This window comes from Streptococcus cuniculipharyngis (assembly GCF_007859195.1).
In the GTDB taxonomy this organism is placed as follows: Bacteria; Bacillota; Bacilli; order Lactobacillales; family Streptococcaceae; genus Streptococcus; species Streptococcus cuniculipharyngis.
Genome location: NZ_VOHL01000001.1, coordinates 341,856 through 364,335 on the forward strand (window position 1 = coordinate 341,856; position 22,480 = coordinate 364,335).

At 42.1% G+C, this 22,480-nt stretch carries 20 protein-coding genes; 2 read left to right on the top strand and 18 right to left on the bottom strand.

Annotated elements, in window-relative coordinates; translation table 11 throughout:
- Positions 1 to 18 precede the first annotated feature (18 nt).
- From FRX57_RS01695 to cdaA, 10 genes are all read right to left on the bottom strand, one after another.
- Positions 19 to 1,932: a beta-glucoside-specific PTS transporter subunit IIABC gene (locus tag FRX57_RS01695; RefSeq protein ID WP_146566005.1), complete on the bottom strand. Its 1,914-nt coding sequence runs from the start codon at positions 1,930 to 1,932 to the stop codon at positions 19 to 21.
- A gap of 234 nt (positions 1,933 to 2,166) precedes the next feature.
- Positions 2,167 to 3,018 carry a BglG family transcription antiterminator LicT gene (licT, locus tag FRX57_RS01700; RefSeq protein ID WP_146566007.1) on the bottom strand — a complete coding sequence of 284 codons (852 nt, stop codon included), beginning with the start codon at positions 3,016 to 3,018 and terminating at the stop codon, positions 2,167 to 2,169.
- 95 nt (positions 3,019 to 3,113) lie between these two features.
- Entirely contained in the window at positions 3,114 to 3,755 is a 642-nt protein-coding gene (locus FRX57_RS01705; protein ID WP_146566009.1) for a TIGR01906 family membrane protein, read from the bottom strand.
- Entirely contained in the window at positions 3,745 to 4,518 is a 774-nt protein-coding gene (locus FRX57_RS01710; RefSeq protein ID WP_146566011.1) for a TIGR01457 family HAD-type hydrolase, read from the bottom strand. The genes FRX57_RS01705 and FRX57_RS01710 overlap by 11 nt, the downstream gene beginning before the upstream one ends.
- Entirely contained in the window at positions 4,508 to 5,242 is a 735-nt protein-coding gene (locus tag FRX57_RS01715; protein WP_146566013.1) for an acyl-ACP thioesterase domain-containing protein, read from the bottom strand. Before FRX57_RS01715 ends, FRX57_RS01710 begins: the two co-directional genes overlap by 11 nt.
- 5 nt (positions 5,243 to 5,247) lie before the next feature.
- Positions 5,248 to 6,381, bottom strand: a complete 1,134-nt coding sequence (gene hemW, locus FRX57_RS01720; protein WP_146566689.1) for a radical SAM family heme chaperone HemW — start codon at positions 6,379 to 6,381, stop codon at positions 5,248 to 5,250.
- 77 nt (positions 6,382 to 6,458) lie between these two features.
- Positions 6,459 to 7,064, bottom strand: coding sequence for a hypothetical protein (locus FRX57_RS01725; RefSeq protein ID WP_146566015.1), 606 nt, complete (start codon positions 7,062 to 7,064; stop codon positions 6,459 to 6,461).
- A 47-nt stretch (positions 7,065 to 7,111) separates the two neighbouring features.
- Positions 7,112 to 8,461 (bottom strand): phosphoglucosamine mutase, encoded by a 1,350-nt coding sequence (gene glmM, locus FRX57_RS01730; RefSeq protein ID WP_146566017.1) that lies wholly within the window; start codon positions 8,459 to 8,461, stop codon positions 7,112 to 7,114.
- Between the two features lie 57 nt (positions 8,462 to 8,518).
- Positions 8,519 to 9,481: a CdaR family protein gene (locus FRX57_RS01735; protein ID WP_146566019.1), complete on the bottom strand. Its 963-nt coding sequence runs from the start codon at positions 9,479 to 9,481 to the stop codon at positions 8,519 to 8,521.
- Positions 9,474 to 10,328, bottom strand: a complete 855-nt coding sequence (cdaA, locus tag FRX57_RS01740; protein WP_146566021.1) for a diadenylate cyclase CdaA — start codon at positions 10,326 to 10,328, stop codon at positions 9,474 to 9,476. Before cdaA ends, FRX57_RS01735 begins: the two co-directional genes overlap by 8 nt.
- Positions 10,329 to 10,432: 104 nt before the next feature.
- Between cdaA and murT the strand changes: the two genes are divergently transcribed.
- Together murT and gatD are read left to right on the top strand one after the other, a co-directional pair.
- Complete coding sequence (gene murT, locus FRX57_RS01745) at positions 10,433 to 11,776, top strand: lipid II isoglutaminyl synthase subunit MurT (protein WP_146566023.1); 1,344 nt, start codon at positions 10,433 to 10,435, stop codon at positions 11,774 to 11,776.
- The gene (gatD, locus tag FRX57_RS01750) at positions 11,776 to 12,567 is read left to right on the top strand and encodes a lipid II isoglutaminyl synthase subunit GatD (protein ID WP_146566025.1); all 792 of its coding nucleotides are present in this window, start codon (positions 11,776 to 11,778) and stop codon (positions 12,565 to 12,567) included. Before murT ends, gatD begins: the two co-directional genes overlap by 1 nt.
- Before the next feature lie 36 nt (positions 12,568 to 12,603).
- Here the strand turns inward: gatD and FRX57_RS01755 are convergent, their stop codons facing one another.
- Genes FRX57_RS01755 through FRX57_RS01790 form a run of 8 tightly spaced genes read right to left on the bottom strand, consistent with a single transcriptional unit; the run spans position 12,604 to position 22,471 of the window.
- Positions 12,604 to 14,103, bottom strand: a complete 1,500-nt coding sequence (locus FRX57_RS01755; RefSeq protein WP_146566027.1) for a DUF2142 domain-containing protein — start codon at positions 14,101 to 14,103, stop codon at positions 12,604 to 12,606.
- Positions 14,066 to 15,355 carry a lipopolysaccharide biosynthesis protein gene (locus tag FRX57_RS01760; RefSeq protein ID WP_146566029.1) on the bottom strand — a complete coding sequence of 430 codons (1,290 nt, stop codon included), beginning with the start codon at positions 15,353 to 15,355 and terminating at the stop codon, positions 14,066 to 14,068. Before FRX57_RS01760 ends, FRX57_RS01755 begins: the two co-directional genes overlap by 38 nt.
- On the bottom strand, positions 15,342 to 15,695 hold the full coding sequence (locus tag FRX57_RS01765) for a DUF2304 domain-containing protein (protein ID WP_146566031.1): 354 nt from the start codon (positions 15,693 to 15,695) through the stop codon (positions 15,342 to 15,344). Before FRX57_RS01765 ends, FRX57_RS01760 begins: the two co-directional genes overlap by 14 nt.
- Positions 15,692 to 16,390 (bottom strand): glycosyltransferase family 2 protein, encoded by a 699-nt coding sequence (locus FRX57_RS01770; RefSeq protein ID WP_146566033.1) that lies wholly within the window; start codon positions 16,388 to 16,390, stop codon positions 15,692 to 15,694. The genes FRX57_RS01765 and FRX57_RS01770 overlap by 4 nt, the downstream gene beginning before the upstream one ends.
- A gap of 9 nt (positions 16,391 to 16,399) precedes the next feature.
- Entirely contained in the window at positions 16,400 to 17,173 is a 774-nt protein-coding gene (locus FRX57_RS01775; RefSeq protein ID WP_146566035.1) for a glycosyltransferase family A protein, read from the bottom strand.
- A gap of 14 nt (positions 17,174 to 17,187) precedes the next feature.
- A complete protein-coding gene (locus FRX57_RS01780) occupies positions 17,188 to 19,656 on the bottom strand; it encodes an LTA synthase family protein (protein WP_146566038.1) in 2,469 nt (822 codons plus the stop codon).
- Complete coding sequence (locus FRX57_RS01785) at positions 19,653 to 21,404, bottom strand: rhamnan synthesis F family protein (RefSeq protein WP_146566039.1); 1,752 nt, start codon at positions 21,402 to 21,404, stop codon at positions 19,653 to 19,655. The genes FRX57_RS01780 and FRX57_RS01785 overlap by 4 nt, the downstream gene beginning before the upstream one ends.
- Positions 21,401 to 22,471, bottom strand: coding sequence for a glycosyltransferase (locus FRX57_RS01790; RefSeq protein WP_146566041.1), 1,071 nt, complete (start codon positions 22,469 to 22,471; stop codon positions 21,401 to 21,403). The genes FRX57_RS01785 and FRX57_RS01790 overlap by 4 nt, the downstream gene beginning before the upstream one ends.
- Positions 22,472 to 22,480 lie beyond the last annotated feature (9 nt).

A 22,480-nucleotide genomic window follows, 5' to 3' on the forward strand; every position in this document is an offset into this window, starting at 1 on the left:
CTGGTGCTTGTTCAAGACTTATTTGACAGCTGTTAAGAGGTAATCACCTGTTGTCACCTGCTTATCTTGGGTGACCAGAACATCTTCAAAGCTATCTGTATTGGTTACAATAATCGGCGTCACACTTGGTAGGCCTGCCTCATGAATGACATCTAGGTCAAAGCTGAGTAATTGTTGACCGCTGCTGACCTTGTCGCCAACTGAGACAAAACTTTCAAAACCTTTGCCATCCAGAGAAACGGTATCCATACCGACATGGATGAGCAATTCAGCGCCATTTTCTGTTTTCAAACCGATAGCATGTTTACTTGGAAAGACCAAGGTCACCTCTGCATTGGCAGGAGCAAGGACCAGACCTTCCGTTGGTTGGATGGCTACCCCTTTTCCCATAACACCACTGGCAAAAACTGGGTCTGGTACATCAGCTAGGTCAAGAATCTGACCAGTCATTGGGCTAGCTACAATCTCTTGTGAGATTTCTTTCAAATCTGCTACAGGCTCAGCGACAACTTCCTTGCTTTGGCTCTCACTTGCTTGGCCATAGAGGGTTGGCACGGGAACCAACATCTGAGCAATAAAGGATAGGACAACTGCCAAGACAGCTCCACCAATCATCACCCACATGCCTGACAAATCACCTGTTTGTGGATTGACATAGGCTGGGAAAGAGAAGATACCAAGGCCACCCATGACATAGCTGATTGGTTTGAAGAAACCGACATAGCCACCGATAATGGCACTGATAACACAGCTGAGATAGAATGGCGTTTTCATAGGAAGGGTAATCCCGTAAATAGCAGGCTCAGTTACCCCAAAAATAGCTGAAATAAAGGCTGGGAAAGAGAGACCCTTAACTTTTTTCTCCTTGGTTTTGAGCATGATAGCTCCCAAGACACCGACTTGAGTAAAGCTAGGTAGAACAGCTGGAACTAGGGCAAAGCTGGTTCCTGTTTGAGAAAGCTCTACAATCGCCAGTGGAATCAAGCCCCAATGCAGACCAAACATGACCATAATTTGCCACAAGCCACCAAGCAAGACCCCGTAAAGGACTGGGCTGAAACCATAGATAGCTCCAAAAGCTGCACCAATCCAAGCTGAAACAGTATTGGCCACTGGTCCTACTGCCAAGAAGGTCACAGGAACCATGATTAAGAGAGTGACAAATGGTACCATGAAGAGTTTAACCACATCTGGCATCCATGACCGTACCCATTTTTCAACATAAGAAGTGACCCAAACGGCTAAGACAATTGGCATCACCGTTTGGAGGTAGCCACCTGCTGGTAGGCTGATTGGCAAACCAAAGAAGTTAGCAGCTTTGGCTTCCCCTAAGGCAGTCACCATATCTGACAAGCCTGGGTAAACAAGGGCAGCTGCTAGAGCCAAGGCGATAAATTCAGTAACCTTAAATTTACGAGCCGCAGTTAGGGCTAAAACAATTGGTAGGAATTGGAAAAATCCATCGCCAGCCACATTCAAGAGAACATAGACACCACTATTGGCTGCCGTCCAACCAAAGAGAGCGGTTAAGAGAGAGGCCAATCCCTTCAAGATACCTGCTGCCGCCAAAACCCCTAGGGTAGGTTGGAAAATAGAAGAAATCATGTCAATGAAGCGATCAAAAAGACTACCTTTTGGACCAGCATCCCCTTCATCCACATCAAGGACACCAACACCAGCCACGCCTTCTTGTAAGACAGCCGCATAAACGTCAGGAACATGGTTGCCGATAACCACCTGATACTGACCACCAGCTTCAACAACGGTTACCACCCCTTCACGGGCTTTGAGATAATCGGTATCAGCCTTAGCCACATCTTTCAAGCGAAAACGTAAACGGGTCACACAGTGGCGGAGGTCAATCACGTTTTCCTTACCACCGACATGAGCGACAATGTCTTTTGCCAACTCTGTATAATCTTTCTTAGCCATAATCGGCTCCTTTCAACTGATATTTTCGGTTAAACAAACAAAAAACCTAAACAAATACCAAACAAGCCTCGACTGTCCCCAAGGGTGTCCTGCTTCTTTCGTATCTATTTAGGTTTTGCCTGCTTACCAGTAACAATCCTTATGATTTTATTATAGCAGACTTTTGATTTTTTGCAAGCGTTTTTATGAAAAAAGTTAAAAAAATTTGATAAGGCTAAGCTACCCTATCAAATCCTACTTGTTCATTTCTTGGCGTTGGATATGGATGGTCAGGTAAACCTGTTCATCACGACTCATGGGAAAGTCATAGGCCTGCTCCACATAAGTCTTAATCTTTTCGGTACAGGCAAAGGCTTGCGGGTAATTAACCTTGACCTGCTCATAAAGAAAGGCATCATTTTGTCCTTGAACCATGCCATTAACCACACGCTGAGCAAAATAATTGATATGGGTCACCAAACGATGATAGTTGAGTGAAGTTTCCTCTGCTAGACTGCCAAAATGCAGGCGGATAATTTCCAATATATCCACAATCATCTTGCCCACTTGTTGATTTTTCTCTCCCAGACGACCATTTTTCTGGGCATTGATAAAATGAAGGGCCACAGAAGCTGCTTCGCCCTGCTTGTTTTGGTCACTCACAAAGGATAGCCCCAACCGGCTAGTCATCAAATCTGTCGCATAAAGGCCCACCTCATATTCCTTGGGGCAAAATTTGCGAATCTCCCAAGCCAAGGGGTTAGTCAGTGCCAAGCCTTCTGTCAAGCGAGTCAAAGCGTAATGCAAGTGGTCTGCTAAAGCAATATAGAGAGAAATATCAAATTGCTCTTCTAATAACGCCTGACCATGTTTGATGACGGCCATGACTAGGTCAATTTCCTCTGCCTTTAAATCACCGTAAATCTGGGACAATTCTTGAGCTTTTTCTTGGTCCTCTAACACAAATTTTTTCTCAATCAAGCTAGGATCAAGAAAATCTCCTGATTTTCGTTGAAAACCGATGCCGCGTCCCATGACAATGACTTCACGATTCTTGTCATCAAAGACCTGGACCACATTGTTATTATACACCCGTTCAATTTGCATGCCTATTCTCCATTTGCTTCCCTAAAGTCTTTATCCTCTTCTATCCTATTAAAATTTCCCTTATTTTGCAAGAGCTAATCACATTATTTTATCAATCAAGTCATTTTATCTAACTGTTTAAATTGGAAGTAGCTGAGGACCGTCAGACCCCAAAAGAAAACCTCATAAATGAGCAAGAAAATTAAAAAACAGTGCAAAAAGAAAGTCTCTGGTAGTATCTTAATGACCGGATCGGTGTAGGGATTAAACAGCCAATTAGTTTTGCCAATAAAAACAAGGGAATGAAAAAAGATAAACACGCGATTGAAGCCCACTAGACTCCCCAGTAAGGCAAGAGCTAATGGAAAAATAGCTAATTGGCTAAATAATTTCCTATACAAAAAGAGTGTCCCCGCTATGATTTCTCGCCTCAGCCAAAAGAGACTTGGCAAAATACCAATAAGCACAAGAGCTGTAACTAATTGAAAGAGGAGTTTAACGTCTTTAAAATGGCTAAGACCACTGGCAGATGAGGGAAAATCAGGCATGGCTAGACGATTGACCCAGGACTGAGTCAAGTAGACCATGAGATGATTAAAATTGGCTATGATGGTTTTGGCAGACAAATAGGTCGCTTCCTTTAGCTGCAACCAAGAAATTTCCCAGGGAAACAGTAGCCAGGCCAAATAAATGGTGACGAGGACACTCAAAGCCACTAGCCACAAGACTAGACCCAAAAATTGCCAATTAATTTTCATCAAATGACCACTCCGCTAAACTTGATAGGACATGGCTAGGCTGCACCGGTAATTGAGCCACTTCTTCCGCCTTAGTAAAACCAGTGGTGACCAAGAGCGTCGCAAGCCCATAATCTAAACCTGCCTTAATATCAGTTAGGTAGTTATCTCCGACCATGATGCTTTCCTCTTTTTTAGTGCCCAACCAGGCTAAGGCCTTTTCCATGATGATACCTTCTGGTTTTCCAATAATGGTCGGTTTGACTCGCGTGGCAGCCTCTAGCAGGGCTAAAATAGAGCCTGCTCCAGGTAACAGCCCACGCTCCGTCGGAATATTCAAATCAGGGTTGGTCCCAATAAAGACTGCCCCCTTTTGAATCGCCAGGGTGGCTAAAGCTAGTTGGTCATAGGTTAGCTGCCAGTTCAAGCCCACAACCACATAAGCTGGTTGCTCAAGGTCTTCTCGATAGCCTGCCTGCCAAATGGCCGATTGTAGACCAACTTCACCAATGACATAGGCTGTTTTTTCCAACCCCAAATCATTCATATAGTCCACAGTAGCCAAGACAGCTGTATAGATACTTGACAAGGGGGTCTGAATAGCAAATTTTTCAGCCAACATCTGCTGAATCATCTCTGGTGTGCGGGTCGTATTATTGGTAACAAACAAGTAGGGGAGTTCCCGTGCTTGCAAGTCATAGACAAACTGACGACCGGCCTCAATGATCTCATCCCCCTTATAAATTGTTCCATCTAAATCAATTAAATACCCTCTATAGGTCATTTTGTCTCCATTCTATTTCTGCCTGGGCATGTAGGCCAGCTTCGGACCTAATACAGTGTTGACTTCTTGTTCCCTTTAAGCTACATTGGCTACTTACCTGATCAGTTGCCTGAATTTCCTTCACATAACTTAAATGAATAGTCTTGGGACTATGGTTTCGCAAAAACGCTAGGGGCAGATCATCATAAAACCAGTCCATATAACGACCATTATTAACATGGGCATTTTGATCTAAATCAGAGTAAAGGACGGGGAAAGTCCGTTTGCTCTCCGGCGTAAAGCTGGCAAATTGAGGGACTTTGAGTCGTTGTTTGATCTTCTCTGCCTGATAAGGGGCTACAATCTCTTCTAAAACCTGATGGGGTCTGCGACTCTGGTAATCTAATAGGACGAAGCTCGCCTTAATGGTCAATAATTTCTCTCCGGTCTTGGTCAAGACGTCAAACTGACGGTAGCAAATCAAACGATTGTAGGACAAGGCCTCCGTTCGAATAAGAATTTCTTCACGGTAGCGAGGGAGACGCTCAATCATTAACTGATAATCTGTCACTACCCAGACCAGACCATAAGTCTCTAAAAGACTCTGGTCACTAAGGCCCAGAGCTTCTGATTGATATCCTGAAACCTGTAACGCTAAGGATAGTAAACTTGATAAGCGCATCTTATGATTCACATCAACTTGATAAAAAGGAACCTGATAATTAAACGTGTACTGTTTTCCCATCTTCCTCACCCCAAGATAAATTTCTCAGCAACCGTATCACCCAAAAACAAGCCTTTTTTCGTCATACGGATAAAGTCTTTATCCTCTGACAAAAGGCCTTCTGCTCGTAACTCTTTGACAACCTGACCATACTGGTCGTCAAATGATAGGCCAAATTTTTGCTCAAATCGTTTAACCGAGACACCGGATTTTTTTCGGAGACCAAGAAAAAATTCTTCCTCCATCTGCTCGTTTTTAGTGAGCACCTCTTCAGATAGGCGGGCATGGTTGGTCTCACGAATTGCCTTGAGGTAGTGCTGAATCGGCCCCCGATTACGGTAACGCATACCATTGATATAGCCAGACGCCCCTGCTCCACATCCAAAGTATTCATCATTATCCCAATACATCAGATTGTGGCGGCTTTCAAATCCAGGTTTGGTAAAATTAGAAATCTCATAATGCTCAAAACCATTAGCTTCCATTTGCTGGATGATATACTCAAACATCTCAGCTTCAAGGTCTTCCGTTGGTAAATTTAACTTACCCCGTCGCATTTTATTCATAAAAACCGTGTGGTGCTCTAAAATCAAACTATAAAGGCTCAGATGGGGAATATCCAAAGCCAAAGCTTTCTTGACATTCTCTTCTACATCAGCCATGGTTTGGCGGGGCAGTGCATAAATCAAATCAATGGAAATATTATGAAAGCCTGCTGTTTTTAAGCTATCAATGGTGCTATAAATCTGAGCTTCATTGTGGCTACGGCCAATCTGCTTCAAATGCCGATCATTGAAGGTCTGGACCCCCAGAGAGACCCGATTAACCGCTGAATCTTTTAACACAGCAATTTTATCCTCAGTTAAATCACCAGGATTAGCCTCAATGGTAAATTCCTCCAACATGTCGAGATTAATTTGCTCGGTCAGATGACTCAGCAAATAATCTAACTGCCGGGCTGTGATAGCGGTCGGGGTTCCTCCACCGATATAAAGCGTCCGTAAATCACGAATTTCATAAGCTTTGATTTCACGAATCAAGGCTTCTAAGTAGTCATCCACAGGCTGATTTTTGATAAAAACCTTAGAAAAATCACAGTAATAACAAATTTGAGTACAAAAAGGAATGTGGACATAGGCTGAGGTTGGTTTTTTTAACATAGTCATATTTTACCACTTTTCCATTCAAAAGCCAGGTTTTAAGTGTCAAAGAGAGCCTGATAATGTTTCCAAATACCTCATAAAGATTTTTGAAACAATCTAGCCCCTTCAGCTGATAAATCTTCCTTAAACTGAAACCCCCACTGTTCATAAAGCGCTTCTGTTGCCGTATTCGTAGCCTTTAGGCGTAAGCCATCAATGTGACCTTTCTGGACTACTTCATTTTCAACCAGCTGATAAATTGTCGTCATCACATGTTTGTCAACCAAGCCGGGTTTGAAAATTAGGACCAGATGCCCTATTCTAGAAAACAGACTTAGCTGATAAAAAGCAACAAGAGCACCATTTCTGAGGATTTCACCTTGGGCTTGAGGAGGTTCCTTTCCCCAAAGAGATTCTTTAAGGGACGCAGCTAGTAAAGAGTCTTCTGATAATGACGCCCAGTTAGTGACAATCTCTTGTCCTTGTTCCTTGTCCAAGGGCTGGAGGTAAAATGAAGGTTCCTCCGCTAGGCGACAAAAGATCTTATTCAGTTGCCTTAATCGTCTTTTTTGTGTCTGAGGGTTGGAGGTTTGATAGACATAGGCCATATAGCCCTCTTGATAAGCAGGGACCATCTCTGAAAACACCACTTGGGCTTGAGAGGAAAAAGATTTAACAAAATCTTCTTGCTTAGGGGTCATCGCGCTTCCTTTCTGTAGCAAAAAAGTACCATCAGGTACTTTTAAGGTTAACGACCAATTTCTGCCTGAACAACTGCAGCAATGGTATCTACATAATAGTCAACTGCTTCATGACTTGGAGCTTCAGCCATCACCCGCAAAAGGGGTTCTGTGCCACTTGGACGAACCAAAATCCGCCCATTACCAGCCATTTCTGTCTCCATTTTCTCAATAATCGCTGCGATAGCCGGTACTTCCATGGCCTTATCCTTCATTTGATTATCAACACGGATATTGACCAACTTTTGTGGATAGATAGTTAGTTCTGCAGCCAGTTCAGAGAGGGACTTCCCTGTCTCCTGCATAATTTTAGTAAGTTGAATTGCCGTTAATTGACCATCTCCGGTAGTGTTGTAATCCATAATAATGACATGACCTGACTGCTCACCACCAAGATTATAGCCTGACTGACGCATTTCCTCAACAACATATCGGTCACCTACCGCTGTAATAGCCTTTTCAATGCCTAACTTGTCCAAGGCTTTATGGAAACCCAAGTTGGACATGACCGTCGTCACGATGGTATTTTTAGCCAACAAGCCTTTTTCTGACAAGTACTTACCGATAATAAACATAATCTTGTCACCATCAACCAGCTGACCTAGCTCGTCAACTGCGATTAAACGGTCACTATCACCATCAAAGGCCAAACCAATGGCTGCCTTTTCCGCAAGCACCAAGGCTTGTAAATCTTCTGGGTGGGTTGAACCAACACCGTCATTAATATTTAAACCATTCGGTTTCTCACCAATCATAGTGATATCTGCCCCCAAATCCAGGAAAATATTCCGAGCAGATGCAACTGCAGCTCCATTTGCTGTATCAAGGGCTACTTTCATGCCATTTAAATCAACCCCTGTTGATGTCAAGAATTTCTCATATTTCCGAATTCCCTCAGGGTAGGCAACCAAGCGTCCCAGCCCTTCAGCACTTGGCCGAGGGAGCTGGTCTGTCTCCGCATCCAAGAGGGCTTCAATTTCCAATTCAACATCATCATTGAGTTTAAAGCCATCATTACCGAAAAATTTAATCCCATTGTCTTGAGCTGGATTATGACTGGCTGAAATCATGACCCCAGCACTAGCATTTTCCGTACGCACCAGATAAGAGACTCCTGGTGTCGCCAAAACACCGAGCTGATAAACTTCAATACCAACCGATAAGAGACCCGCTACTAGGGCTGCTTCCAACATCTGACCAGAAATCCGCGTATCTCTAGCCACAAACACTCGTGGTTGCCCTGTCTCATGTTGACTCAAAACATAGCCACCAAAACGACCTAATTTAAATGCTAATTCTGGTGTTAATTCAAGATTGGCTTGACCACGAACACCGTCTGTTCCAAAATATTTTCCCATGTTATTACGTGCCCTTGGCACTTCCTCTACTTTCTATTGATCTTTTTTATTTAGTAATTATTTAGGGACAACTGTTAATTTAACCTTAACTTGCGCTGGTGTCACTGTTACTCCTTCTGGGGCTGTCAGGGTTAGCATCTGGCTAGTGTCTTTAGAAATGCCAGTAATATCCACCTTGGCGACCAACTCATTGATGGCGTCTAGGCGTTCTTGACTCCCCTGTAGAGTAACCTGCTCCTGCTCAAGTTTATACAGAATGTTGGACAAATTATCTTCCAGTTTTCCAGTTAATTCCACCTTAACTGGAACGGTTTTAATAATAGGGGCAACCTCTACCTTTAATCTCGTCTTAGGCGGTTCAATGATGCTTGGTAAAACCACACCATCTGCTGATACCGCCTGTAAGGTTACTTGACCATTATAATTATCAGATAGGACCAAATCATCTGGCAGTTTGGCCACCACCCGACTAACCTGTGCCAAGGTATTTTCATCACTGGTGACAGTCACCTCATCATCCTCTGTTGCCATAGAAACCAGACGATAACCATCAGCTAATTTTATGCTATTTGTATCCACACTGGCCTTGAAGGTTTTGGTCTTTTTCAGACCGATTGTCACACTAATACTTGGCGGTGAAACCTTTGCCGTCATTCCCGATGGCAAATCCCTAATATCCAATTTCACCTTGGTGGTTCCTTCACGGACATTTCGTAAATCTGCTACCACCTTAAATTTGCGGGTATCGCTATTAATTTCAGAATCTAGCTTGACTCGATTGGTTGAAGTGAGATAAACTTCCGCATCATAAGAATAACCAACAATAAAATATTTATCACTGTCATACTGGATATCAATTGGCACATGTTCTAAGGTGTAGGTGTAGGTTTCTGATGATTGATTGGAAGGGCTTGTTTTGTTATTATAACGAGCTGCCGTTGCGGTTAAAAATAAGAGTAGGGTCAGTCCTACAGAAATCAAAATCAGGCTAAACCTGGTACTAAACAATCGCTTAAACATGACGCCCTCCTCCTAAACGAGACCAGAAGCCTACCTTACTTGGCGCCGTTTCTCTGATAAAGGTTTTCCGCAAGAGTTTTTCAAACCCTTCAAGACTGAGATCATGATAAAATTCCCCCAAATGGGCAACTGAAATATCTCCCGTCTCTTCTGAAACAATAATGGTAAAAGCATCTGATAATTCCGATAAACCAATCGCCGCTCGGTGGCGCGTGCCAAATTCCTTAGAAATCCTAGTTGACTCAGATAAGGGAAGGTAAGAGCAGGCTGACACAATTTCTTTTCCCCTAACAATGACTGCCCCATCGTGGAGAGGGGTGTTAGGAATAAAGATATTAATTAGCAATTGATGAGTGATTTCAGCATTTAAGGGAATACCTGTGGCCACATATTCTTGCAGGGTTTGGGTTTGCTCCACTGAAATCAGCGCCCCAATCTTCCGTGGACTCATGTAGGCAACTGCTTTGACAAAGGCAGCAATCATTTGCTCTTCATCACTGGCTACATTTTGTTGAATCAAAACATTAGGAGCCCGCCCAAAGCGCTCCAGTCCTGAACGGATTTCTGGTGCAAAAATCACAACCAGAGCAATCACACTGTAGGTCAAAATTTGATTCATCAGCCAGGTCAGGGTTGGAAATCCAATCAACTCAGTGACAAATCTTAAAAATAAAAACAAGAGAATCCCTTGGACCAGGGACATAATCTTGGTCCCTGCCAAAGTCTTTATAAACCGGTAAATGAGCCACGAGACGATAAGAATGTCTAGGAGATTAACCATAATCGTCCATGGATCAGCAATCAAACTGGACCAAAATTTGGCATCCATGGGAAAGATATTACTCATACATGTCCTTCTTTTATCTTAAAAATCTATTAATCATTTCTATTATATCATTTTCTGCGTTGTTTTTCTTTATCTTAACATAAATTTTGTGATAAAATGGTATCATGACAGTTAAATCGATATTTGCAAAAATGGCTGGAAAATCAGCCCACCTTGTTCTCAGTAAACTCGGGCGTGGTTCTACCCTTCCTGGGAAAATCGCCCTTAGCATTGACAAACAGATCCTGGATGACCTCTCCAAAGATTACGAAATTGTTGTCATTACAGGCTCAAATGGTAAGACCTTAACAACTTCTCTGACCGTTGGGATTCTTAAAGAAGCTTTTGGGGAAATTGTGACCAATCCTAGCGGAGCTAATATGATTACAGGAATCACCTCTACTTTTTTAACTGCTAAAAAAGGAAAATCAGGGAAAAAAATTGCTGTTTTGGAAATTGACGAGGCTAGCCTGCCTAAAATTACCCAATATATTACCCCTAGTCTTTTCGTCTTTACCAATATTTTCCGAGATCAAATGGACCGCTATGGGGAGATTTACACTACCTATCAATTTATTTTAGACGGGGCAAAAAATGCGCCTCAGGCAACCATTTTAGCCAATGGTGATAGTCCACTCTTTCATTCGTCTACCATGACCAACCCTGTCAAATATTATGGATTTGATACGGAAAAACATGAGGCAAGACTTGCCCATTACAATACCGAAGGGATTGTCTGTCCAGCTTGCCAGAGCATCTTAACCTATCGCCTCAACACCTATGCTAACCTGGGAGATTATATTTGTCCCGCCTGTGGTTTCAGCAGACCCCCATTGGACTACCGCCTAACACAACTCACTGAAATTACTAATGTCTCGTCTCAATTTATCATTGATGGACAAGAGTATCAGATTAATATCGGCGGCCTTTACAATATCTATAATGCCCTAGCCAGTGTTGCCGTCGCTGAATACTTCGGAGTATCCCCTCAGCAAATCAAGGCTGGATTTGAAAAAAGTAAGGCTGTCTTTGGTCGCCAGGAAACCTTTACCATTGGTGATAAACAATGTACCTTGGTTCTCGTCAAAAATCCTGTCGGGGCCAGCCAAGCTTTAGAAATGATTAAATTAGCTCCTTATCCTTTCAGTCTCTCTGTCTTGCTCAATGCCAACTATGCTGATGGGATTGATACTAGCTGGATTTGGGATGCTGATTTTGAGGCTATTACCAACATGCCGATTAGCCAAGTCTTTGCTGGTGGTGTTCGCTCGGCAGAAATTGCCCGTCGCCTACGTGTGACAGGTTATGATTCCCAAAAAATCCAAACAGCCCAAAGTCTTGAGCACTTGGTGGACCTGATTAAACATCAAAAAACAGAGCACGCCTATATTTTGGCCACCTATACTGCCATGCTGGAATTACGCGACCTATTAACCAAGCAAAAAGCCATTACAAGGGAGGACAACTAATGACCTATACTTCATTACAGACCAAAAATCCTCAAGATTTTGCCTACCAGCTCAATCTAGCCCACCTTTATGGTAATTTGATGAATACTTATGGTGACAATGGCAATGTCCTCATGATAAAATACGTCAGTGAAAAATTGGGAGCCGCCATGACCGTGGATATTGTCTCAATTGATGATCCTTTAGATCCTGATTACTATGATCTTATCTTTTTCGGCGGGGGCCAAGACTATGAGCAATCTTTAGTCGCCAAAGATCTCCCCAGCAAACGCCAGGCTGTTGACCGGTTCATTCAAAATGACCGGGTGATTCTGGCTATCTGTGGTGGCTTCCAGCTTCTAGGACAATACTACATCCAATCGAATGGGGTTAAAATTGATGGCATTGGGGTCATGGGCCACTACACCCTCAATCAAAATAATAACCGCTTTATTGGCGATATTAAAATTCATAATGAAGAATTCGATGAATACTATTATGGCTTTGAAAATCACCAAGGCCGCACCTTCCTTTCTGAAGATGAAAAACCTTTAGGCAAGGTCGTCTATGGTTGCGGAAATAATAAGGAAGACCAAACAGAAGGGGTCCACTATAAAAATGTCTTTGGCAGTTATTTCCATGGACCAATTTTAGCCCGTAATCCGCAGTTAGCCTATCGCTTAGTGACAACTGCCCTCCGAAATAAATATGGTCAAGACCTTGACCTTCCTGCTTATGATGATATCCTCAAGGATGAGGTTGCTCAAGAATACGCAGATGTTAAGCGGAAAGTCGATTTTGACGCATCCTAACAAGAAAAACTCAAGCTTAGTCGCTTGAGTTTTTTATTAACGATAATATTGTAAGACGGTTGCTATCAACATGGTTAAGAGAAAGACAAGTCCCAAATTTATCACTTTTTTGTCGGTAACTAAATTAGTCAGTCCTTGTGCTGCTGGTTTATGTGAGCTTAAGAGGAGGTAAATCAAAGGCAAGAGGCCGATAAAATAACGACTCTGAACTCCTAAAATTTCCAAATCTCCAACAGGTGTCCAAGTCAGGTAAAGAGCCAAGGTGATCATGCCAGAGACTCCTAAAATAACGAGTAAGAGACCAAGTTTGAGGCCGGCACCCACTCTAGCTTTCCCTAGATTATTGAGATAGACCAAACCAAGATAGGCCAAATACAAGGTAAAACTGCTAGCTGTACCATAGGTCAGAGGCCCATAGATTAACATTCCGTTTAGATTAAGCAAACTCTCAAACATTTTTCTAAAAATCAAACGGCCATAAAGAGGTAAGTTGGAAAAAATCGTCTGTAACTGCTTGCTGCTATTGACCTTTTCCAAAAAGTCAGCCAGCTTAGGTGGTTGAATCTGATTATACAAAAGGTACCAAATTAAACCAAAGCCGATAACAATAATAGTCAACAAGAACTTGTTAAGGAATTTTTCCATCCTTTCATGCTTTTCCCCCTCCTCTCTTATAAATAAAGGAAGAAGACTTAATAAGAGGTAGGGAAATTTGGTTACCACCAAAATCAAACAAGCCAGATAGTAGGTTAGCAGTTGGCGATAAGAAACCTTCGGCGACTCTAGTAAATTTAAAAAGAGCGAAATCACCAACAAAATCATCCCTGTGGCAAAACCATCTTGATTATAAGAAGCTGCCAGATAGACTGTCATTGGATTCATGGCCACTACTGCAATCACCTGCTGATAGGCACCCGCTCGTTTAAGCGCTAGGTAGATAAGCAACAAGTAGGCCGATAGATTGACTAGACGCCCAAGGTAGTAGGTCCAAATGACTGGAAGTTTCAAGGCATTCCCCAAGGCAAGCCCTAAGGCCTGAGGCAGATAAGAGATACTATAGTAAGCATTGGTCATTTTTACCGCTAGATAAGATAGTTGCTGGTCGCTGTGCCTGACTTGCCCTAGCTTATCTTTTAAAAGACTCTTACCTGCTCGTTGATCAATGGCCTTAATATCTTCTGATACCTCTAGGTCTTGGGGATTGTTACTTAGATTTAAGTCACCTTCTGATAAAAAGAGGGATCTGGCATAGTGAACATACTCGTCAGGAACATCATTGATGGGGGAATAAAAGGCAGACAGGCCACCCAAAACTCCAATCATCACTAAAACTCTCCTGATTTGGCTACTGGGCTGATACATGATCAGGGCCATAGATACCAGAACGAGGAAAGTCAAATGTCCCAGAGGGAGTTTAAGGCTATCGGTGTACATGATAACCATATAAAAACAAGTCAAAATTAATAGGAGCAAGTAGTGATAATGATAGGAGAATTTCCTAATTATTTCTTTTATCCTTAAGGGAATCGACATCATAAACCTCCTTCATCCGATGGTTGAGATAGCTATAAGTAAGCACTGATAGCAGCAACCAGACTAGCATGGTTATAAAGTAACTAAGAGCTGCTCCTTCTAGCACCCTCGCTTGAACCAAGGGCTTAGTAATGATCAAGGACATTAGCAAAGAGCCGAGATAAGAAACCAACAAAAATCGTTGCTGCCGTAAAATGGTCAAAAAATTATCAAATGCCGTGGCAAAACTACCTAAAACGCCTCCTGCCATTAGCCATAAAAAAGCTCTTTTGTATGGAGAGAGGGACAGGCCGTAGACCAGCTCTAGGGCGGGAATTCCCAAGATCCATGACCCGATAAGGACCAAGGCACTGAACAGGCCCAAGTAAAGCAGAATCTGGTATTGCAAACGATGGAAACCAAGCATATCCCGAGAGGTAAAGAAATCCGCCATCTTAGTTAATTGGGGCCTAAAAAATAGCATGACCAAGTTCATCACAAAAGCAGGCATAAAGAGGACGTTAAAATAAGTCTGTAAACCACTAGGAATCACTCCAGCCTCCAATAAATTATCCAAAACATACTTAGGATTGTTGTAAATATACAGAAGGATAAAGCCATTCAAAAAGAGAGGAAAGGTGGCCAGAAGAATACTTTTCGCCTGCAGCAGGGTTTCTTTTTGCCAGAGCTCTGCCATTGCCCAGGGGCTGATGGTAAAGCTCTTTCGCCAATCATAACAATAAACATAGGCCAAGGATAACAAGCTAACCCCAGCCAGAGAGAGAGAAAGCCCCTTACTAAAGGACAACATAAGCCCAAAAATCAACAGACTAAGACCATTGCGGACGGTCAGGTACTTACCTGCCTTATCTAAACGGTTGTGCTGCTGGTAAAAGCCTTGAAATACATCTGATAGAACATCTGCCAAACGAAAACAAATCACCAAAATGACCACCTGAGCCTTAGTTCCTGATAAACCTCCAAAAAAAACATAGGCCAAACTCAACAACAACATGGCTGTGGCTGTCAACAAGCGTAATAAAAGATAGCTGGCAAAGGAATATTCGTGTCTCAAATCAGTCGCTTGAAAATTTCTAACCTGAAATAAGCCAACAATGACCATTAAATTACCAAAGGAATAGGCAAAAGAGAACATATCTGCTTCATCAAGCGGGAGGGTCCGTGAGACAATCCAAAGCAAGACCACTGAAACCAGGGCTGTTGACAAACTCCCAAATAGATTCCAGATAAATTGACTGTGATTACTCCTTGTCATCAGTAACGAACCCTTCTTTTTTTAATAAGGCAAGTTCTTGCGTTAGCGTCTTAATCTTAACAGACTGCCGAGATAGGGTATTGGTTAAGCTAAAAATAATACACAGGCTGAGACAGAAACCCAAGAAAAAAAGCATGTTCGTCGGCGAGTAAATGCCCAAAGCCTTAGTCAAAAGCAACAAGGATTGAGGAACCCAGACAAAAAAGAGAATCACTACTGCTGTCAAAACCCAAGATAGGGAGTATTTAATCAACAGTTTATTGTGCTTAATCAGACTAAGCAGATAAATGACAAAGGTCAAGATGACCAAACTAATGAACAAACTTGCTGTAATCGTCATTCTTTCCCCCTAACTCTGACAAATAAAATTGCCAGACTAACTTTTATCATGTAATAAATGGATTTTGACAAGGAAATGGATGAAACACCCCCTTGGCGCTCATTCATAACGACTGGAATCTCCTTGACCTTATAACCATTGAGTAAGGAATCTACCACTGTTTCTGGTTCTGGATAATCATCTGGATAGGTATGGGCAAAGCGTTCAATCAAGGAACGATCAACCATCCGCAAGCCAGAAGTAGCATCGGTAATGGTCTGACTGGTCAGCAATCTTATCAACCAAGTAAAATAGCGAATGCCAATTCTTCGAGCAAAAGAGGACTGGAAGCCTTCATTGGTTATAAAGCGAGAACCGATGACCATATTGACTGAGTCATTTTCAAATTCTTGGGCCATAGCGGCTAGGAAGGCTGGGTTGTGTTGACCGTCACCATCTACTTGAACCGCCAGATCATAATGATGACGATAGGCATAAAGATAGCCCGTTTGAACAGCCCCACCGATTCCTAAATTAATGGGTAAATCAATAACGTCAAACCCATGTTGACGACAAATCGCCAAGGTTTGGTCAGTTGAACAATCATTGATAACAACATAGTCAAACTCTGGAGCTTCCTTTTTGATCTCCGTTACCGTCTGAACAATACTTGCCGCTTCATTATAAGCTGGGATAATTATTAACTTCTTCTTCACCACAATCTCCTAATGATTGGATTTTTGGCTCCATTTATAAAAGCCATTCAGCACTTTTGCTAGAGGCTTGGGCCATAGCAGTTCATACATAAACAAATCTTCTTTGGTCCGTGTTTGATCCGAAATCATGGCCGTTGTCTCCGAATCCGCATGAATACGATGATACATCAATTTTTCAGGCACATAAGAAAATCGACCTTGGTAATGCTTAGAAATCTGGTACCAGGCATACCAATCCAGTGAAACCTTCAACTCTTCTGAAAATTGAAATCCTGGCAGCTTCTTCAAATGATACGAAACAGCTGGACAGGCAATCGGATTGCCAAAGGCCAAAATCAATTGCCGCCAAGCCTTGGAGCTGGGAAACCAGGACATGACCGCTAGCATGACTGATTTAATCTTGAGATTAAGATTGCTCCCCATTACCACTCCTTCTCGATATTCCGCATAGTTGGAAAAAGCAATCGTGGTTTCAGGAGAGGCCTCAAATGCTGCCATAATCTTTGTCGCATAGTTTTTTTCATAGACATCATCTTGATGGGCAAGGGTACAGTAAGGTGTTTCCACAAAGCTCAACGCATTATTCCAATCCTTACCAATACCACCTCCCTCCTTATGATAAAAGGGAATGTCATAGGTTTGACAGGCTTGCTTGATTAACTGATTGGGAGTCGAACTATAACAAATAATTCGAGATGAATAGGTTTGAGCTTTCAGAGACTGAATACACTCTTCCAAGTAAGGGCTCTCGCCATAGGCACAAATCACAAAAGTATGCTTCATTTTCCTCTCCTAATCTATTCTACCGTGTCGAAAAATTGACGGTATTGACTAATATAATTTTTCCCCAAGGTCATATCATACTGTAATAATTTTAAGTCTTCCCTGAATTCTTCTTCCTGATCATTGACCTGAAGCAAATTTTTCGAATTTTCAGCCTCTAACAACTTGGTTAACAAGGCATAGTAGGGAGAAACCTTAGCATTAGTATGGGCTAACAACTCGGCTGTTAAATCACTGGAACGTACCAGAGGATAGTCAAGTTTCTGGTCCTGATAATTGCTCCAGATGACATAATCGGTTTGGTATTGCAGGGTTGGTTCTTTAGCAAAGACAGACTCAGGATAAAATCCTGGTAAATGATCGCCGTAAAAGACCACAGTAATTGGCTTATCAATTTGAGCTAGCTGGTCAATAAATTCAGCCAAAGCTTGATCTGAGTGGGTCAGTAAACGGGCATATTCGGTAAAATTACTATTAGCAGCACTACTAAAGCCTTTCCCTTTTGCGGTGACTTCATCTGGTTGACCGACAGACCAAGGGGCATGATTTTGCATGGTGATGACTGAGAAAAATTGATTACTTTGTGGATCCAGTCGTCTCAATATCTCATCATAGACCGACTGATCGCTGACACTAGCTCCTAGCCGTTGTGCTTGACTAAACTGATCACTTATCCCTTCTGAGAAAACCTGGGTCTTAAACCCCAAACGATTATAAATATAGTTACGACTGTAATTATTGATACTGGCCGGGTGCAACACCACACGATTATCAGCTTGGAACTGGTCACTAATAGCAGGAAATGTCTTCATTTTAGGAACAACCTCAGTGTAAAAAATAGACACTGAAGAAGAAAAATTATAAGATGGCAAACCTGTCAGGACCTGAAATTCAGTATTAGCCGTTCCGCCACCATAACTATCTACCAACATCAGGCCACTGGTTGTTGTCTCTTGAATCTGTTCCAGATTTGGTAAGACCTCCTGTGACAGGTTGACACCGGGCAGACGATTAGGGTTGGCTAGACTTTCACTCAAGATATAAATCACTGTCTGGTCTTCAATTCTAGTGCTTCTCTCCTGGTTAATACGAGTTGCCAACTTAGTATACTTATTAACCAATTCTTCAATGGCCTGCGCCCTATAATTATCTGGTTTTGTCATGATGGATTGAGTTAACTGCTTGCTCCAAACATACATCAAAGACTTGTAACGAGCATTGGTTGAGAAACCTAGCCAGTCAATAGCCATAGAACGTTCTAAACGAGATAAATTTGGCAAATTGAATCTTAATTTCTTAACTGACTCATCATTGACAAACAAAAGGAAAAAGAAGGAAAGAATTACAACCAGCAATCCCAGCAGGCGTTGTTTGAACGACAAAAGACGGGGAGAAAACCAGTGGCGATGGCAAAGGTTGTAAAGAAAGACAAGAAAGACTAAGGCGAGTAAGACCAGCCAAATCAGTCCGGGACTAACTGAATCTAGCACCAGGGATAGCCGACCTAACCAAATAAAATCAGTTAGCAATAGGGGCTCGCTCCGCATGGCCTCTTTGATCATATTGACCAAAGACAGGGTAGTGGCTAGACCGACCAAAAAGAAGGTTGCCAAGAGGTAACGATTGATGAGCAAATAGACCAGTAGGGCCAATAAAAACAAGATACTGATTTGGAAACTAGTTGCCCCGACAACAAGATACTGTCCTAACAACATTTCTGGCTTTCTAACCCCTAACTGCAAGGCATAATTGGTCACCAGAGCCAGTATGAAACTGGTTGCTATTGCTAAAGAAAATCCTCTACGTTGTAATCTTAACTCCTGCCAAGCCTTGGCCAAGAGATAACTCATCAAGGTAAAAAACAGTAAGGACCACAACACATTCAAAATGATATTAAGGTGGTAGGCAGCCATTTCTCCTGCCGCCAGACTAGCAGCCAAGGAAGGACTCAAAAAATCTCGGTAGCTGCTATCATTAATCATCATAGTCGCCATCAAAAGATGGAATAGACCCGTCGGCCACCGGGCATGGTCTTTAAGGGCCAAAAACAACTCATTCTTGGCATAATATTTTTGCAAAAAGCTTCGCCAAACCAGGCTAAGCAAAATTAAACAGCCCAATGCCCCAAAGGCATTCCATTGGAAAAAGCCATTTTTTAGCAAATGCCAAGGATTAAAGCCTTCATTATTAATGTTTTGGCTCATGCGAATGCCATAAGCTATGACTATATAAGAGGCATAACCTAAACCGAGATCCCTAATAAATCTTTTGGATAACTCCTGACTGAGAAATAAGGCTAGGGCAAATAAAGACAGGAACAATAGGCTAAAACCAAAGCCAATAGACCACTTATACCCCACATCTTTGGTCGCCCTTAACAGAGAGAGATTGAGCAACTGGAAATTAACATAAAAAACAAGAACAAAGATAACCAGCCGATACAGTTTGGGCAGCTGGGCACTAAGTTTTTCTTCAAACGTCATTGTTTTAATTTCCCAACTAATCGCCGATAAATATAGTTGACTGCCCTAGCAGGACCAATCACAATATATTTCAAGGCCCCCTTAATCCCTCCCATATAGGTAAAGTCAACATAGGTATTAGGCGCTGACTGGCCCCGTTCATTCAAGAGTTTGTTGTCAATAAATGGGGTTAGGGCAAGAGGATTTGGCGAGATTCTAAAATCATAATGCTGGTCCCAAGCAATATAGACCAAGAGACGCTCAATCGCATGAAGAATGGAATTTTGTGGCAAAGGCTCAGCAGGGACATCTTCATCAGTCAAGCCCAGTTCAAACAAGGGTTTGAGGGCCTCATACTTAAACCAAACAAAGGTCCCATAACTCATGACAAAGGTGTGCATGGCCTGAAAATCAATGGTCTTGGTCAAGCCCATTTTCTGCCACAGGTCATTCATCTCTGGGGCAATCAAATGCTCATTCCAAGCATCCACAATTTTATTATAACGGAAAAAACTAGGAATATCAGCAATTACCAAACCTAATTTTTCCTGATGGGCCATCTGAGCCAAAATCTGATTGGCTGGTTTGACTAACATGGCTATCAATTCCTGACGCCAAGACTCTCCCGCCCAAAAATCTGCTTCCTTGGATTTTTTGGTATGAAAATGGCCGACATAATCATAAGCTGATAGCACATTTTTCAGTTTGAGCATGGGAAGAACATCACGGCCAAGATTACCCGTCACAAATAGCTGAGCTTCCTGTTTTTCCTCGGCTAGCAAGCTAGCAATCTCCGCCTTTTTCACTGCGGTGTCTGTTGTAATAAACAGGTCATAAGCAAACTCAAAGGACTTAAAAGCCAATAAAAATTCTGGTAATAAATCTGGATAAAAGACATGCAAGTGAACCGCAACCGATGGATTATCTGGTAAGGGCAGCTCCCCTCCTGCTAGGTATTTGCGTCCCAAAAGGTACTTACTATCAGGCATACCCATTTCTGACATATGGGAAACAATCAAGTCCACTGGATAATCACTTTCTCTGTCAATGGTATCCAGCAGATAAGGACTAATCGACTGGTTGGCATCAATGGTTTTAACCTTGATAAAAGGCACTTTTTTCTGCAAAATGGCTGTGGGATTATAATAAGAAAAATCCGCATGCAACATGCCGCTAGTATCTTCATCAACCGTATCAAAAATGGTCTGGTAAGTAAAGCCAGCATCCAGTAAGGTCGTGGTCACCTGTGTTTCATAATGTGCAATGACCTCTTGAACATCCGTAAAATCTTTGACCCCCTGCCAAAAATCCTCAAAGGCCTCAGACTGCAAAACAGCCTGCTTGAAACTGATAAAATAACTCTGAATATGCTCCTTAAAGGCCTTGGTTGCCCGATGATTGGTCAAGCCCCAAAAGTCTACCTCTTGATTTGCCTCATAAGTCAAATAATAATCCTTCATCTCCCATAAGGGACCAAAACAGGTGTCATTCATGATGGTCAGACTATCATAGGTGGTTAGATGATCAAAGCCCAACTGCAAGATTCCATCCCGCCAAGCAGCAAAATCAAAGCCTTTATTTTCCCGCTGAATAAAGTCATCCAGCAAGCCTTGATTGACTAAGCTTTGATAATCCTTCTGGCTAACCTCACTGTTTGAAATCACTAAAATTTTTGAAAATAAGGGTCTCAGTTGAGTCAGTTGATAATAAACGTGAGAACTGACACGATTGTATTTATTAAAATGAACATACAAGAGGACTCTCTTCATTTCTTTCTCCTAAACATATTTATCAATTTTGTTGGTATGGTCCACCGCCGAGAACTGATGACACCGTTATATTGAGTCCACAACTGTTCATACTGGTGTTTGAGTTGGTGGTACTGCGACTGCCAATCCTCTTTTTCTTGGTTTAGATCCATTTTTGCTTGCTCTAACTCTGCAATATGTTGCCTTAAGTGTTCCTGTTGCAAGGACTGTTGCCGAATTTGTTCATTTAAGCCATGAATAGCCTGACCGAAATGGTAAATACGTTCCTCTTGTTTAGCATCTTGCTTAACCAATAGTTTAACCATTTCCGTCATATCTTGTTCAGGATATTTGTCAATATAGGTCAACTGGGTTGCCAGTAGTCCATTGATTCGCCAAAGGGCTTTTTCTTCTGACTGAGGACGAGAATCTGAATTTTGGGTCATGCGATAGGCCACTGTCGGTTCTGCAATATAGGACAACCTAGTCCTTTTAAAAAATTCCAACTGCATGGGAAAACCATCATCAACAGCTTCAGGGTCCACTAGGGCATTAACCTCTCGCATCAAGTCACTCTCAACCAACCAAGACGAGGTCAAGGTCATCCCCTTAGTTGCCAACATTTTTTCATAGGTATTGGCATAGGCGATAGGACCATTAGCAAAAACACTAGGGTGAATCACCTTATTCTCTTCATCCACAATGTTGAACTCAGTGTTACACCATCTAGAATCAGCCGAATTTTCTAGTAAATCCACCTGTTTTTGTAACTTATAAGGATCAATCCAATAATCATCCGCATCACACCGAGCAATATATTTCCCTCTAGCCTCTTGACAGATAGCAAGCCAAGTCTTGGTAATCCCCTGATTACTATCATTGACAAATACGCGAAATAAATCAGGGTATTGGTTTTTATAGCCTTCAATAATCTCCATCGAATGGTCTGTTGAACAATCATCAACAACAATAATTTCAAAAGGGAAGCTTGTTTTCTGTGCTAAAAAACCATCAAAGGCCTGTGCAATATAAGCAGCGTAATTATAGCTCGTACAAATAATAGACACCAGTGGTTGTGATTTTTCCATAATCGCCTT